General features: G+C 66.7%; 15 protein-coding genes. 9 read left to right on the plus strand and 6 right to left on the minus strand.

Annotation, left to right across the window (positions count from 1 at the left end; all coding sequences use genetic code 11):
• Positions 1-30: 30 nt before the first annotated feature.
• The 4 genes from AB4Z10_RS05215 to AB4Z10_RS05230 form a co-directional block, all read right to left on the minus strand.
• Positions 31-969: a metal ABC transporter substrate-binding protein gene (locus tag AB4Z10_RS05215; RefSeq protein WP_441469315.1), complete on the minus strand. Its 939-nt coding sequence runs from the start codon at positions 967-969 to the stop codon at positions 31-33.
• A gap of 34 nt (positions 970-1,003) precedes the next feature.
• Complete coding sequence (locus AB4Z10_RS05220; RefSeq protein WP_441469316.1) at positions 1,004-1,879, minus strand: metal ABC transporter permease; 876 nt, start codon at positions 1,877-1,879, stop codon at positions 1,004-1,006.
• Positions 1,880-2,042: 163 nt separating this feature from the next.
• Positions 2,043-2,777, minus strand: a complete 735-nt coding sequence (aztA, locus tag AB4Z10_RS05225; protein WP_441469317.1) for a zinc ABC transporter ATP-binding protein AztA — start codon at positions 2,775-2,777, stop codon at positions 2,043-2,045.
• A gap of 13 nt (positions 2,778-2,790) precedes the next feature.
• Positions 2,791-2,937, minus strand: a complete 147-nt coding sequence (locus tag AB4Z10_RS05230; protein WP_441469318.1) for a hypothetical protein — start codon at positions 2,935-2,937, stop codon at positions 2,791-2,793.
• A gap of 133 nt (positions 2,938-3,070) precedes the next feature.
• On the opposite strand from AB4Z10_RS05230, the gene AB4Z10_RS05235 reads away from it, so the two are divergent.
• Positions 3,071-3,790, plus strand: a complete 720-nt coding sequence (locus tag AB4Z10_RS05235; protein ID WP_441469319.1) for a hypothetical protein — start codon at positions 3,071-3,073, stop codon at positions 3,788-3,790.
• Between the two features lie 6 nt (positions 3,791-3,796).
• Here the strand turns inward: AB4Z10_RS05235 and AB4Z10_RS05240 are convergent, their stop codons facing one another.
• Positions 3,797-5,431, minus strand: a complete 1,635-nt coding sequence (locus AB4Z10_RS05240) for an OpgD/OpgG family glucan biosynthesis protein (RefSeq protein WP_441469320.1) — start codon at positions 5,429-5,431, stop codon at positions 3,797-3,799.
• 224 nt (positions 5,432-5,655) lie between these two features.
• Here AB4Z10_RS05240 and AB4Z10_RS05245 point away from each other — a divergent pair, with 224 nt between their 5' ends.
• The 3 genes from AB4Z10_RS05245 (at position 5,656) to AB4Z10_RS05255 (ending at position 9,254) form a co-directional block, all read left to right on the plus strand.
• Positions 5,656-6,624 (plus strand): TAXI family TRAP transporter solute-binding subunit, encoded by a 969-nt coding sequence (locus AB4Z10_RS05245; RefSeq protein ID WP_441469321.1) that lies wholly within the window; start codon positions 5,656-5,658, stop codon positions 6,622-6,624.
• A 108-nt stretch (positions 6,625-6,732) separates the two neighbouring features.
• Complete coding sequence (locus AB4Z10_RS05250; protein WP_441469322.1) at positions 6,733-8,889, plus strand: TRAP transporter permease; 2,157 nt, start codon at positions 6,733-6,735, stop codon at positions 8,887-8,889.
• On the plus strand, positions 8,886-9,254 hold the full coding sequence (locus AB4Z10_RS05255; RefSeq protein ID WP_441469323.1) for a DUF1850 domain-containing protein: 369 nt from the start codon (positions 8,886-8,888) through the stop codon (positions 9,252-9,254). The genes AB4Z10_RS05250 and AB4Z10_RS05255 overlap by 4 nt, the downstream gene beginning before the upstream one ends.
• A gap of 110 nt (positions 9,255-9,364) precedes the next feature.
• Here the strand turns inward: AB4Z10_RS05255 and AB4Z10_RS05260 are convergent, their stop codons facing one another.
• Complete coding sequence (locus tag AB4Z10_RS05260) at positions 9,365-9,604, minus strand: hypothetical protein (protein WP_441469324.1); 240 nt, start codon at positions 9,602-9,604, stop codon at positions 9,365-9,367.
• Positions 9,605-9,739: 135 nt separating this feature from the next.
• Here AB4Z10_RS05260 and AB4Z10_RS05265 point away from each other — a divergent pair, with 135 nt between their 5' ends.
• Genes AB4Z10_RS05265 through AB4Z10_RS05285 form a run of 5 tightly spaced genes read left to right on the plus strand, consistent with a single transcriptional unit; the run spans position 9,740 to position 14,200 of the window.
• A complete protein-coding gene (locus tag AB4Z10_RS05265; protein ID WP_441469325.1) occupies positions 9,740-11,329 on the plus strand; it encodes a gamma-glutamyltransferase family protein in 1,590 nt (529 codons plus the stop codon).
• 6 nt (positions 11,330-11,335) lie between these two features.
• Positions 11,336-12,532 (plus strand): amidase, encoded by a 1,197-nt coding sequence (locus AB4Z10_RS05270; protein WP_441469326.1) that lies wholly within the window; start codon positions 11,336-11,338, stop codon positions 12,530-12,532.
• Between the two features lie 12 nt (positions 12,533-12,544).
• Positions 12,545-13,174 carry a nitrile hydratase subunit alpha gene (gene nthA, locus AB4Z10_RS05275; protein WP_441469327.1) on the plus strand — a complete coding sequence of 210 codons (630 nt, stop codon included), beginning with the start codon at positions 12,545-12,547 and terminating at the stop codon, positions 13,172-13,174.
• Positions 13,171-13,830 (plus strand): nitrile hydratase subunit beta, encoded by a 660-nt coding sequence (gene nthB, locus AB4Z10_RS05280; protein WP_441469328.1) that lies wholly within the window; start codon positions 13,171-13,173, stop codon positions 13,828-13,830. Before nthA ends, nthB begins: the two co-directional genes overlap by 4 nt.
• The gene (locus AB4Z10_RS05285) at positions 13,817-14,200 is read left to right on the plus strand and encodes a nitrile hydratase accessory protein (protein WP_441469329.1); all 384 of its coding nucleotides are present in this window, start codon (positions 13,817-13,819) and stop codon (positions 14,198-14,200) included. Before nthB ends, AB4Z10_RS05285 begins: the two co-directional genes overlap by 14 nt.
• Positions 14,201-14,267: the final 67 nt, after the last annotated feature.

A 14,267-nucleotide genomic window follows, 5' to 3' on the forward strand; every position in this document is an offset into this window, starting at 1 on the left:
TGACTGCGACGCAAGGACGACACCGCCCGGTCAGGCCGGGCCGGCGGTCAGCGCCTTTTCGATTTCGCTTATATTGTGCTTCATCATCCGGATGTAAGTCCCCGCCGGGCCGCTCTCGGCCGAGAGCGCATCGGAATAGAGCCGGCCGCCGACCTTGGCGCCGCTTTCGCGCGCGATCTGTTCGACAAGGCGCGGATTGGTGACGTTTTCGAGGAAGACCGCCGGAATCTTCTGCGCCTTCACCTGCCGGATGATCCGAGCGACGTCCCTGGCGGAAGCTTCAGCCTCGGTCGAGACGCCCTGCGGCGCAACGAATTCGATACCATAGGCCTTCACGAAATAGCCGAAGGCATCATGCGTGGTGATCGCCTTGCGCCGCTCGGCCGGGATGCGCGCGACCAAAGCCTTCACCTCGCCTTCGAGCCCGTCCAGCGCCGCAAGATAGGTCGTGGCGTTGGCGTCGTAGGTAGCCTTGCCGGCGGGGTCGGCCATGCTCAGTGCATCGCGGATGTTGGCGACATAGGTCTTCGCATTGGCGATGCTCTGCCAGGCATGGGGGTCGTCATGGCCGTGGGCATGCGCATGACCCTTGCCGCGATCGTCATGGTCGTCATCGGCCTCGAGCGGCGTGATCCCCTTCGTCGCCTCGGCCAGCGTCGCCTTGGTGCCGGAGGATTTCACGAGACGCGGCAGCCAGCCCTCGAAATGCAGCCCGTTGACGACGACGAGCTTCGCAGCCGACATCGCCTTCGCATCGGCCGGGGTCGGCGAATAGACGTGTGCGTCGCCGTCCGGCCCAACCAGAGTCGTCACGTTGACGCGGTCGCCGCCGACCTGCCGGACGAAATCGCCGAGGACCGAGAAGCTCGCGACCACCGGCAGCTTCTCCTGCGCGAAGGTACTGAGCGGCGCGGCGGCTGCGGCGAGCCCGAAAGCGAGGCCGGCGACGAGGGCGCGACGGTTGGGCATTGGCAACTCCACGAAATGAAACAATATAACGTTTCTATCTCTGGAGATGGGCGCGAGGCAAGAGGCGACGCGCAAGTCCGTCCTGCGAGCCGAACAGGAGCGAGCCGATATAAATCGCGCCGGCCGCGAGGATGATCGAGGGGCCGGCAGGCAGGCTTGAACCGGCCGCGTAGGACACGACGAGCCCTGCATAGCCCGACACCATGCCGAAACCGGCAGCAAGCAGCAGCAGCCGCGTGATATCGGCCGTCCAGAAGCGCGCAGCAGCAGCCGGCAGCATCATCATGCCCACGGCGAGCAACGTCCCCAGCGCATGGAAACCGGCGACGAGGTTGAGCACGACGAGCGCGAGGAAAGTCAGATGCACGATGCCTCCGGAGCGGCTGACCGAGCGCAGGAAGCCGGGATCCACGCATTCCAGCACCAGCGGCCGGTAGAGCGCCGCCAGCGACAACAGCGACACGGTCGCGACACCGGCGAGCAGGATCAGCACCTGGTCGTCGAGCGCCAGGACATTGCCGAAGAGCACGTGCAGCAGGTCGATCGCCGACCCCCGCAGCGAGACGATGGTGACGCCCAGCGCCAGCGAGATCAGATAGAAGGCAGCGAGCGAAGCATCCTCCTTGAGCACCGTCGCCCGCGCCACCGCCCCGGCAGCGAGCGCCACGGCGAAGCCGGCCGCGAGCCCACCGATGGTCATCGCCGGCAGCGAGAAGCCGGCGACAAGATAGCCCAGCGCCGCGCCCGGCAGGATGGCATGCGCCATGGCGTCGCCTGTCAGGCTCATTCGCCTGAGCATCAGGAAGACGCCGATGGGCGCCCCCGAAACGGAGAGCGCCACCACGCCGACAAGCGCGCGCCGCATGAAGTCGAATTCGACGAAGGGGCTGATGAAGAGATCGTAGAGCATGAAACGCTATTTCCAGGTCATCCCGGGCGACCGCAGGGAGACCCGGGATCCATGCCTGAACCTCGTTCGGCAGCGCTCAGGCATGGATCCCGGGTCTTCGCTTCGCTACGCCCGGGATGACCGAGCACTTGTCATTGGGTTGGAGGAGGCGCTGGGGCGGTGGTTACGCCGCGTCGCGCTGGCAGGGAGTGGCGTGGCTGTCGAAGGCCTCGACCATGCGCCGCGCCTTCAGCAGGTTCTCTGGCGTCAGCACTGCGCCGGTCTCGCCCCAGGCGACAACCTCTCGCGCCAGCAGCAGCGTCTGCGGGAAAGCCTGCCGGACCGTCTCGATATCGTGCAGCACGGCGACGACGGTGCGGCTCTCGCCATGCCAGCGCCGGACGAGTTCGAGCAGATCGGCGGTCGTGCGCGCATCGATCGCGGTGAAGGGCTCGTCGAGCAGGATCACGTCGGCATCCTGCAGCAGGAGCCGCGCGAACAGCGCCCGCTGCATCTGCCCGCCGGAGAGCGTGCCGATCGGCCGGCGCTCGAAGCCGGTCAGGCCCACCGCCGCGATGGCATGCTCGATCTTGTGGGCAGCGCCCGCACCGATCCGGCCGAAGATGCCGGCCCGGTTCCACAGCCCCATCGCGACGAGATCGTAGACATGGATCGGGAAGGAGCGGTCGAGATCCGCCGATTGCGGGAGATAGGCGAGCCGCTTGCCCTTCGCGAGCGCAACGCCGCCGGACAGCGGCGCGAGCGCCCCGGCAATGCCCTTGAGCAAGGTCGACTTGCCGGCGCCGTTCGGGCCGACGATGGCGGTGAGGCTGCCGGTTTCGATCTCGCCCGAAAGGTGATGCACCGCCGGATGACGGTCATATCCCAGAGTCAGATCTGTCAGGCGGATGGCGGACATCAACGCTACTCGATCAAAGGATCACGGCCAGCGTCGCCACCCACAGCAGAGCGACGATGAGCGCCGCGAAACCAAGTCGCGCCGGCGCGGAAAGCCGCAGCAGCGAGAAACCGGGCTCTATCGCAACGGCATGGGAGTGAGTGTGGCTCTGCGACGGCATATGCACTGCTATAATATTACATTCGCCGCGGCGCAATGGCGGTCTGCCCGGCTGCCACGGCATCGCAGCGAAAGCGCTTGCATCAAGCGAGATTTTTGTACTCTATCTGTTCTAATTGGCCGGGGGACTTATCATGACGTTGCCGGTGCTTGCGGTCGCGGGCGCGACCTTGCGCGATCTCGGGCGCTTTCTGCTGCGCCATCCCTTAATGGTTTTAGTCGCGACGATATGTACGATCCCGATCCACCATCGACTCGTCCTGGTGGAACTGGCGGGGCAAAACGCGCCATCGCTCGAAAACTTCGCGACGTCGTGGCTCCTGAACGTCTCGTCGGCGATCCTCTGGCTGCCGCTTTGCCTCCTTGCAGTACGGGAGATCGTCCTGGGGCGGAACGTGGATTTCCGGATCGGCGCACCTTCGTTCACGACTTTGCGGTACGGCGCCTACAACGTCGTGGCGCTCTCGGCCATGCTGGTGATTTCAAGCGACGTTCCGGCATCTCCGGTCATCATGGCTGCGAAGTTGGTTTTCGCGATAGCGTTGAGCTGGATCCTGCTAAGGACGACGCTGGCATTCAGTGCACTCGCGCTCGGTAGGCAGGATCCCGGCCTCGCCCAGTCCATCGCAAGAACGGATGGGCTGACATGGCAGCTCCTCGCCATCGTCGTCGTGCCGGTGGCCGCAACGATGGCGGGTATCTTCGCGATCATGATCACCATGACGGGCATCTTGGATGTCGACGACAGCGACGCCTATATCTACCCGCTCGCCTTCGTGGGTGTTGCAAGCCAACTCGGCGTTCTCGGGATTGCGATCGCCGGGGCACATGTCTATCGCCTACTCGAAAGCTAGCGTTCCTCAGAACGGGAGATACTGGTAGAGCCAGGTCTCGGTCAGGACCGTGTCGCCGGCCTTGAGATAGCAGCGCAACTCGACCGGCTCGCTGCCGCCGACCGTAAGGTCGAACTGGGCGCGCCAGTGGCCGGGGACATCGTCCGGCATCGCCTCGGCGAAGACGTAGGAGAAGCTGCCGCGCGAGGCGGAAAGCACCACCTCCGGCTTCACGCCGAAGGGAATCGTCTCCAATGCCGGGCCGAGGAACTCGACCATGAACTTGCGCACGCCCTTTGGACGCGCCGTCCCGGGCTGGCCGCCATTTCCCAACCGCGTCGCGACGACCCGGCCGAGCGTGGTCGGAAAAGGTTCGTCGGCGAGCCAGTGCAGCGTGTAGCGGTAGTTGTAGGCATTGCCGGCTCGGGCCGAGGCCTCCGGCACCCACATCGCGACGATGTTGTCGTGGATCTCGTCGTCGGTCGGGATCTCGATCAGCTGAACCGAGCCCCTGCCCCAATCGCCTTCCGTCTCGACCCAGAGGCTCGGGCGGCGCTCGTAGAGCACGCCGTCCAGGTAGTGCCCGACTTCTCGATCGCGCTGCATCAGCCCGAAGCCGCGCGGGTTGTTGTCGACGAAGGCCGAGGCGATGGTGCGCGGCGGATTGTTGAGCGGCCGCCAGGCGCGCTCGCCCGGCCCCGTCCAGAGCGCAAGCCCGTCGGAATCATGGACCTCCGGGCGCCAGTCGATCGCCGTCGGCTTCAATGTCTCCGAATACCAGAACATCGAGGTCAGCGGCGCGATGCCGAGCCGCTCGACATCCTTGCGCAGATGGATCGCGGTTTCGATCTCCATGGTGACGCCCTTGCCGCGATGCATGCGGAAGCGATAGGCGCCGGCCACGCTCGGCCCCGAGAGCAGCGCATAGACCGTGACGTATTCGGCCCCGTCCTTCGGCGTCTCCAGCCAGATATGGGTGAAGTCAGGGAATTCCTCGGACCGGCCCGCGACTGCCGGGTCGATGGCGAGACCACGCGCCGAGAGGCCGTACTGATAGAGCTCGCCGATGGCGCGGAAATAGGACGCGCCGAGGAAGGCGACCCAGTCGTTCTTCTTCCAGTCGAGCGTCTCACCCTTGCGGCCGGGATGGCCACTGCGGCTTTCCTGGAAGCGGAAGCCGGCGAAGCCAGCCCCTGTCGGCAGCCCGCGCGCCGGCGAGTCGGCCGGCATCTCGAAATAGCTCTCGTCGTAGATAATCTCGCGCGCCCGGCCAGCCTCGACGACATGCATCCGCACCGGCTTCTGGAAATAGCGGCCGAGATGGAAGAAGGTCACCGGCCAGGGCGACGGCCCGTTCGCCCACAGCGCCATCTCCGGCTTGAACCTGATCTTGCCATGGGCGTCGTAATCGATCCGCTGCAGCACGTCCGGCCGCGGGCTCGGCGGCGGTTGATATGCCTGCGCCGCCATCTGCTTCGCCTGCGCCTTCAGCGCCTCGAAGGTGAAGTCCTCGGCCTGACCGAGCTTGAGCCCTTGCTGAGCCAGCGCCTCAGGCGTGAACCCGAGCGCCGCCAGCGTCGCCGTTGCGCCCGCGCCTGTGAGAAGAGTCCGTCGATCGAGGCGAAACCTCTGGTTGCTGCCCTGCCCGGCGCGGTTATCCATGTCGTTCCTGATAGCCTGTTGTCCCGTTGCCCGGCTGGCCCGCTCCCGGGGAAAGAGCAGCCGCGCGAAGCGGGAGATAGTCAGCCAATCATGGCGAAACCAGTCCGGGCTTGGGCTAAAGGCGAAAAGCGCGGGGCGCCGTCGTGCTTTCACTTTCACCGGCAGCATGCTCTAAAATGCGCGACAACCGGCCGCACGAGCCGGAGGCTTTCCAGGGAGACATCATGAAAACGCTGTTCCGCGCCCGGAACCTTGCCGGCCTCGCCGCCGCTGTCGCGCTCGCCGCCGCCCCGGTGAAAGCCAGTGCCCAGGACTTCATCAACATCCTGACCGGCGGCACCTCCGGCGTGTATTACCCCATGGGCGTCGCGCTCTCGAAGATCTATGGCGAGAAGATCCAGAACGTCCGGCCGACCGTGCAGGCGACCAAGGCCTCTGTCGAGAATCTCGTGCTGCTGCAGCAGGGCCGCGGCGAGATCGCCTTCACGCTCGGCGACTCGCTCGATGCCGCCTGGAAGGGCGACGAGGAAGCCGGCTTCAAGGCGCCGCTGAAGAAGCTGCGCGGTATCACCGCGATCTATCCGAACTATGTCCAGATCGTCGCCTCGAAGGAGAGCGGCATCAAGACGCTCGCCGATCTCAAGGGCAAGCGCCTCTCGGTCGGCGCGCCGAAATCCGGCACCGAGCTCAACGCCCGCGCCATCCTCGCGGCCGCCGGCATCACCTACAAGGACCTCGGCAAGATCGAGTACCTGCCCTTCGCCGAATCGGTCGAACTGATGAAGAATCGCCAGCTCGATGCCACCCTGCAATCGGCCGGCCTCGGCGTCGCTTCGCTGCGCGACCTCGCGACCTCCGTCGAGATCAACGTCGTCGAGGTGCCGAAGGCGGTCATCGACAAGGCCGGGCCGCCCTTCATCAGCGCCCCGATCCCGGCCAACACCTATACCGGCCAGACAAGCGACGTGAACACGGCCGCCGTGGTCAACTACCTCGTCACTCATGAGGGCGTGAAGGAGGAGCTCGTCTACCAGATGACCAAGAACGTCTTCGAGAATCTCGGCGATCTCGCCGCCTCGCACTCGGCCGGCAAGGAGATCAAGCTGGAGAAGGCGCTCGACGGCATGCCCGTGCCGCTGCATCCGGGCGCGGCGCGCTATCTCAAGGAAAAGGGCCTGAAGGCCGGTTCGTAGAACGTCATTCTCGGGCTTGTCCCGAGAATCTCATGACCAGTTCGCTGGTTTCCGAGATGCTCGGGTCAAGCCCGGGCATGACGGCGGTCGGCTTTCGAGGGTAGCGCGATGACACAGCAGACCTCCGTGACGGGAGCCGACACCGACCGGCTGCACGAACTCTCCGGCGCCACCCCGGTTCCGATCGAGCATCCCGATCTCGACAATTTCGAGCACGGCTTTCCGCCCGGCTTCGGCCCAGGCGGCTGGGGGCTCTTCGCCTATGCTCTGGCGATCGCCTTCGCCGCCTTCCAGATCGCGATCTCCGCCTGGAACTTCCTGCCGAGCCAGGCGGCGCGCGGCGTCCATGTCGGCTTCCTGCTGCTGCTCTCTTTCGGCCTCGTCGCCAATTTCCGGGCGAAGGATACGCCCGGCCGGCTGCTCGGCTGGGCGCTTGGCATCCTCGGCTTCGGCGTCGGCCTGTATCAATGGATCTTCTATGCCGACCTGATCCTGCGTGACGGCGACCCTTCGACCATGGACCTCGTCGTCGGCACGCTGCTGATCGTCCTGGTCTTCGAGGCGGCGCGCCGGCTGATGGGCAATGCCCTGCCGATCATGTGCGGCGTCTGCCTGCTCTACTGGTTCTTGGGCCAGTACCTGCCTGCGCCCTTCAACCATCGCGGCTATGGCTTCGACCAGATCATCGGCCATCTCTCCTTCGGCACGGAGGGCTTCTACGGCACGCCGATCTACGTCTCCGCGACCTACATCTTCCTGTTCATCGTCTTCGGCTCCTTCCTCGAGAAGGCCGGGATGATTCATCTCTTCAATGACGTCTCGCTTGGCATCTTCGGCGGCTCGCGCGGCGGCCCCGCCAAGGTCGCGGTGGTTTCATCCGGCATGATGGGCATGATCTCCGGCTCCGGCGTCGCCAACGTCGTCACCGTCGGCCAGTTCACCATTCCCCTGATGATCAAGTTCGGCTACCGCCGCGCCTTCGCGGCCGGCGTCGAGGCAACCGCCTCGATGGGCGGCCAGATCATGCCGCCGGTGATGGGCGCCGTCGCCTTCATCATGGCCGAGACGCTGGGCGTGCCCTATGCCGAGATCGTCAAGGCCGCCGCAATCCCGGCCGTGCTCTATTTCGCCTCGGCCTTCTGGATGGTGCATCTCGAAGCCGGCAAATACGGCCTCAAGGGCATCGAGCGCTCCATGCTGCCGAGCCCGCTCAAGGCCCTGCGCGAGCGCTGGTACCTGGCGCTGCCGCTCGCCGTGCTGATCTTCATGCTGTTCCACGGTTTCACGCCGCTCTTCGCCGGCACGATCGGCCTTGCCTTGACGGTAGGCTTGCTGCTCGGCGCGGGCATTGCGATGGGCCTGCGCACGCAGACCCTGCGCGTGATCTTCTGGATTGGCCTCGGCCTGATCGCGGCCGCGCTCTTCCGCGAGGGCATGGATATCCGCGTCGTCGCCGGGTTGATCGCGGTCTTGGTCCTCGCCAATGCGTTCACGCTCGGCGGGCGCACGACCTTGACGATCAGCCGCGACGCACTCGCCGACAGTGCCAAGACCGCCCTGCCGGTCGGCATCGCCTGCGCCATCGTCGGCACCATCATCGGCCTGATGACGCAGACCGGCATCGGCACCACCTTCGGCGCCTGGATCATCGGCCTCGGCCAGTCCAGCCTGTTCCTGGCGCTGATCCTGACGATGATCCTGTCGATCCTGCTCGGCACGGGCATCCCGACGATTCCGACCTACATCATCGTCGCGGCGCTTGCCGCCCCTGCGCTGGAGAAGCTCGGGGTGCCGCTGATCGTCAGCCACATGTTCGCTTTCTACTACGGCATCATGGCCGACCTCTCGCCGCCGGTAGCGCTGGCGGCACTCGCAGCCGCGCCGATCGCCAAAGAGAACCCCGACAAGATCGGCTGGGAGGCGATGCGCGTCGCGCTCGCGGGCTACGTCATCCCCTTCATCGCCGTCTATTCGCCGGCGCTGATGCTGCAACCGGGCGATCCGATGGCCAATGTCATCGGCTTCTGGCCGGCGGTGGTCTACGCCACCTTCAAGGCGACGGTCGCCATCGGCCTCTTCGGCATGGTCGCGATCGGCTACCTGTTCGGAAAGCTCTCCGTCATCGAGCGCGTGCTGAGCTTCGGCGCGGCGGTGCTGCTCTTCGGCGAGTTCGCCTATAGCGATCCACTCGGCTACGCGCTCGCCGCTGCTATCGTGCTGAGGCACTGGTTCGCGGCCCGCAAGGCCGAGACCGCGCTGGCATGAGCCTGTGTCTCGCGGCCGGCACGCTCGTCGTGGCGCTCGGCCGCAGCGAGATCACGCTCGGCTGGCACCATTCGGTGCAGAAGACGCTGTGGGAAGAGGTCTGGCGGGAGACGCCCGCCGGGCTCGAGATCGTCGAGGCGCGGATCGAGGGCTCCGGTGCCGGCATGGATCCGCCCGACGACGCCAAGCTTGTGGCTGGCTTCTGGCGCTGGCGCCCGGCGCTACCGCCGCTGAAGGAAGTCGTGATGCGCCGCTCGGGTGCGACGGGGGACTGGCGCATCTGCGCGGCATCAGGCTGCCGCTCGGTGGGAGACTATCTCCCGGCGGATGCCGATCCGGTCACGTTGAAGATCTGCGAGCAATAGCCGTCATTCTCGGGCGGAGCGAAGCGCAGACCCGAGAATCTCTTGAAGGCGAGGCGCGGGAGCCTTCCTCGGCCTGATATGCTCGGGTCAAGCCCGAGCATGACGCCCGATCAATCGACCTCGGTCAGATGCTCGATCTTGAGCATCCGGCGCATCAGGTTGAGCAGGCCATAGGCCGCGAAGACCGAGAAGATCGCCATCATGATGTATTCGAAGATGGCGCCGAGATCGAACAAGCCCGCCAGCGCCCAACCAGCCGCCAGGGCCACGCCGAAGAGCTCGACGGCAATCAGGATCCCGAACGAGGAGACCATGATCAGGTTGCGCCAGTTCATATGCCGTCCGGCCATGCTGTCCTTCCTTCGCGTGCCGGCCGCCTCACGCCGCCATGCGCCCTAGGCACCTAGCGGAGCTTGCCGCCCCATGCAACAAATTCGCGCCCGCCGCCCCCAGATGGGCATGATTCCGGAACTTGAAAAGCCCTGATGCTGGATACGCCTGTCTTCGCCTCCGCTGCAGTGGCAGCGCCCCATCGCCTCGCCTCCGAGGCCGGGCGAGCCGTGCTCGCCGAAGGCGGCAATGCGATCGAAGCCATGGTCGCGATGGCCGCGACGATCGCCGTGGTCTATCCGCATATGAACGCGATCGGCGGCGACGGCTTCTGGCTGGTGCATGAGCCCGGCGGCCGGCTGCACGGCATCGAGGCCTGTGGCCCGGCCGGCTCTCTCGCCACGATCGAGCGCTATCGCGGCAACGGCTACGACACCATTCCCTCGCGCGGGCCGGAAGCGGCATTGACCGTCGCCGGCGCCGTCGGAGGCTGGCAGCTTGCCCTCGATCTCTCGCGCTCGCTCGGCGGGCGCATGCCGCTCAGAGAATTGCTGATCGATGCCATCAGCCATTGCCGGGAAGGCTATGCGGTCTCGGATTCCGAGCTCGGCAACAAGCCCAACGAGCTGGAGGCGCTGAAGGCCGCGCCCGGCTTCCTCTCCAGCTTCTGGGTCGACGGCGCGCCGCCCAAGCCCGGCGCCCGCCGCAGGCCGGAAGCGCTCGGCGCAGCCCTGCAGCAGCTCGCCGATGCCGGCCTCGACGACTTCTACCGCGGCGACGTCGGGCGCGAGATCGCGGCCGATCTCGAACGCATCGGCGCCCCCGTCACTCGCGCCGATCTCGAACGCTATCGCGCGCGCTCCGTCGCGCCGCTGACGCTCAAGTTGCCCGGCCTCACCGTCGCCAACCTGCCGCCGCCGACGCAGGGGCTGGCTTCGCTGATCATCCTCGGCATCTTCGAGCGGCTCGGCCGGTTCGAGCTCGACAGCTTCGAGCACCATCACGGGCTGATCGAGGCGACGAAGCGCGGCTTCGCCATTCGCGACCGCTATGTCACCGACCCGGCCGAGCTCGATCACCCGCCTGCGGACTTCCTGACCGACGCCGCGTTGAAGCGCGAGGCCGCGGCCATCGATATGAAGCGGGCGGCGAAGCTGCCCCTGCGCAATGGCGACGGTGATACGATCTGGATGGGCGCGATCGACGGCAGCGGCCTTGCTGTGTCCTACATCCAGTCGATCTATTGGGAATACGGCTCCGGCTGCGTGCTGCCCGCAACCGGCATCCACTGGCAGAACCGCGGCGTCTCCTTCTCGCTCGACAGGAATGCCGCCAATCCGCTGGCGCCGGGGCGCAAGCCCTTCCACACGCTCAATCCTGCCTTCGCCCGCTTCGATGACGGGCGCATCCTGCCCTATGGCTCGATGGGCGGCGACGGCCAGCCGCAGTTCCAGGCGCAGATCCTGACGCGCTACCGTGCCGGCCAGAACCTCGCCACGGCGGTCGACGCGCCGCGCTGGCTCTTCGGCAAGACCTGGGGGGCCGGCTCAACCAGCCTCAAGCTCGAAAGCCGCTTCGATTCCTCGTTGCTGGAACGGCTCGATGCCGCCGGCCATCCGGTCGAGGAGAGCGGCCTGGCCTATTCCGAGGGCTTCGGCCATGCCGGCATGCTGGTGAAGCACGCCAAGGGCCGTGTCGAGGCGGTGCACGACCCGCGCTCCGACGGCGATGCAAGGGGGATCTGACGCCAGATGACTTTCGACGATCCGTTCCGCTGCTTTGTTCCCTACCCCGACGCGCCGGTGAAGCACGCCGCCGCGGGGCCTCTGGCCGGGCTGACGCTCGCGGTGAAGGATCTCTTCGACGTCAAGGGCTATCCGACCGGGGCGGGCTCGCCGCTGGTGCTGGCGCAGTCCGGCATCAAGACGAAGACGGCCCCGATCGTGAAGGACCTGCTCCAGGCCGGCGCCCGCTTTGTCGGCAAGACCCATACCGACGAACTCGCCTTCTCGCTCAACGGCCAGAATGCGCATTTCGGCTCGCCGATCAATCCCGCTGCGCCCGAGCGGATCACCGGCGGCTCGTCCTGCGGCTCGATGGCGGCGGTGGCGGGGCGCCTCGCCGATATCGCTGTTGGTTCCGACACCGGCGGGTCGGTGCGGGCTCCCGCAAGCTATGGTGGGCTCTTCGGCATCCGCCCGACCCATGGCCGGCTCTCGCTGAAGCGGGTTTGGCCGCTGGCGGAGAGCCTCGATACGCCCGGCTGGTTTGCCCGCGACGGCGAGGTCTTCGCCCGCGTGTCCAACACGCTGTTCGATCTGGATCGGACAGAACTGCCGGAGACGCCGCGCCTCATCATCGCCGACGACATGTTCGCCCAGGCCATCCCCGAGGCCGAGTCGATCCTGCGCAATGTCGTGCAGCGCACGATCCCGGCACTCGGCCAGCCGGAAAGCGTCAAGCTGGTGCGCGATCTCGACGCGCTCTACTGGGCCTTCCGCTGGATTCAAGGTCGCGAAGCCTGGTTGTCCGACGGCGCCATGATCGAGCGCTTCGCCCCGCCGCTCGGGCCGGGCGTCAGGGAGCGTTTCATCTTCTCCAAGGCGGTGACCGACGCCGAATACGCCCGGGGAGAAGCCACCCGCAAAACCTTCCGCACCCGGCTCGCGCGCCTTCTCGGCCGGGACGGCGTGCTGATCCTGCCGACCATGCCGGACATCGCCCCGTTAATCGCAGCGAAAGAGGCGGAGCTGGAGGATTTCCGCAACCGGGCCCTGCGTCTGCTCTGCCTTGCGGGGCTGTCTGGCTTCCCGCAGATCACCATTCCCGTGGCGCAGCGCGAGGGCGCGCCGCTCGGCCTGTCGCTTATCGGACCGAAGGGCTCCGACCGCTCCCTCGTCGCCTTCGCGGTGCGCTACGAGCGCGCCGCCCGCATCCGGATCGCCTGAGAGGAGGCCGCCATGAGCGGACATCACCACCACGATCACGACCATCATCACGACAACCACTTCACCGCCATCGAGGCGCGCGTGAAGGCGCTGGAAACGCTGATGGTTCAGAAGGGCTATGTCGATCCGGCCGCGCTCGACGCGATCATCGATACCTACGAGACGAAGATCGGCCCGCGCGACGGCGCCCGCATCGTCGCAAAAGCCTGGACCGATCCGGCCTTCGCCGAACGCTTGAAGGCGGATGGCACGGCAGCGGCGGCCGAGCTCGGCTATGGCGGGCGCGGCGGCGAGCATATCGTCGCCTGCTTCAACACGCCCGAGCAGCACAACCTGATCGTCTGCACGCTCTGCTCCTGCTACCCGTGGCCGGTGCTGGGGCTGCCGCCGGTCTGGTACAAATCCCCGCCTTATCGCGCCAAGGCGGTGATCGACCCGCGCGGCACCATCGCCGATTTCGGCGTGACGCTACCGGAGAGCCAGCGCATCCGCGTCTGGGATTCGACGGCCGAGACCCGCTTCATCGTCATCCCGATGCGCCCGGCCGGCACCGAGGGCTGGAGCGAGGAAAAACTCGCCAGCATCGTGACCCGCGATTCGATGATCGGGACCGGTTTGCCGAAGGTGGAGGACGCCGCATGAACAGCGCCCATGACCTCGGCGGACAGATGGCTTTCGGGCCGGTCGTCCCCGAGCCGAACGAGCCGGTCTTCCACGGCGACTGGGAGAAGCGCGTGCTCGCGATCAATGTCGCGGCCGGCGCCATGGGCGCCTGGACCATCGACGAGATCCGCCATGCCCGCGAGAGCCTGCCGCCGGCGCAGTACCTCTCCTCGACCTATTACGAGATCTGGCTGGCCGCGCTCGACAAGGTGCTGGTCAAGCATGGCTTCCTGACATCGGACGAACTCGCGACCGGCAAGCCTTCGGCTGAGCGCCGCGAACCGAAGCGCGTGCTCAAGGGCGAGGAGGTCGCCGGCGTGCTGCGCCGCGGCTTCCCCTATGAGCGCGAAGCGAAGGCGCCGGCCCGCTTCGCCGCCGGCGACAAAGTGCGAACCATCGTGATGCACCCGCAGCACCACACCCGCCTGCCGCGCTATGCCCGCGGCAAGGAAGGCGTGGTCGAGCGCATCGTCGGCTGCCACGTCTTCCCCGATACCGGCTCGCAAGGCCTGCCCGAGACGGCGCAGTGGCTCTACACGGTGGTCTTCACCGGCAGCGAGCTCTGGGGCCGCGATGGCGACCCGACCTCCGCCGTCAGCATCGAGGCCTGGGAGAGCTATCTTGAGCCGGCCTGAGACCGACCTGGCGGCAGCGCTCGCCGCCGACACGCCGATCCCGCGCGATGCCGATGGGCCGATCTTCGCCGAGCCCTGGCAGGCGCAGGCCTTCGCGCTGGTCGTCGCGCTGCAGAACAAGGGCGTCTTCACGGCCGATGAATGGGCGCAGGCGCTCGGCGCCGAAATCCGCGAAGCGCTCGCCAATGGCGGTTGCCGCGACGGCTCGGATTATTACGAGCGCTGGTGCGAGGCGCTGGAGCACCTGCTGATCGAGAAGGGATTAGCCTCGCATGACGGCGTCGACGCACTCGCCGCCTCCTGGGCCCGTGCCGCGGAAGCGACCCCGCACGGCAAGCCGATCCTGCTGAAGAACGATCCGCAGCGTTAGTTCGCCACTGGGCGAACTCAGCCCTCATCCTGAGGAGCGCCGCAGGCGCGTCTCGAAGGATGCTCCA

This window comes from Allobosea sp. RAF48, assembly GCF_052114025.1.
Classification (GTDB): domain Bacteria; phylum Pseudomonadota; class Alphaproteobacteria; order Rhizobiales; family Beijerinckiaceae; genus Allobosea.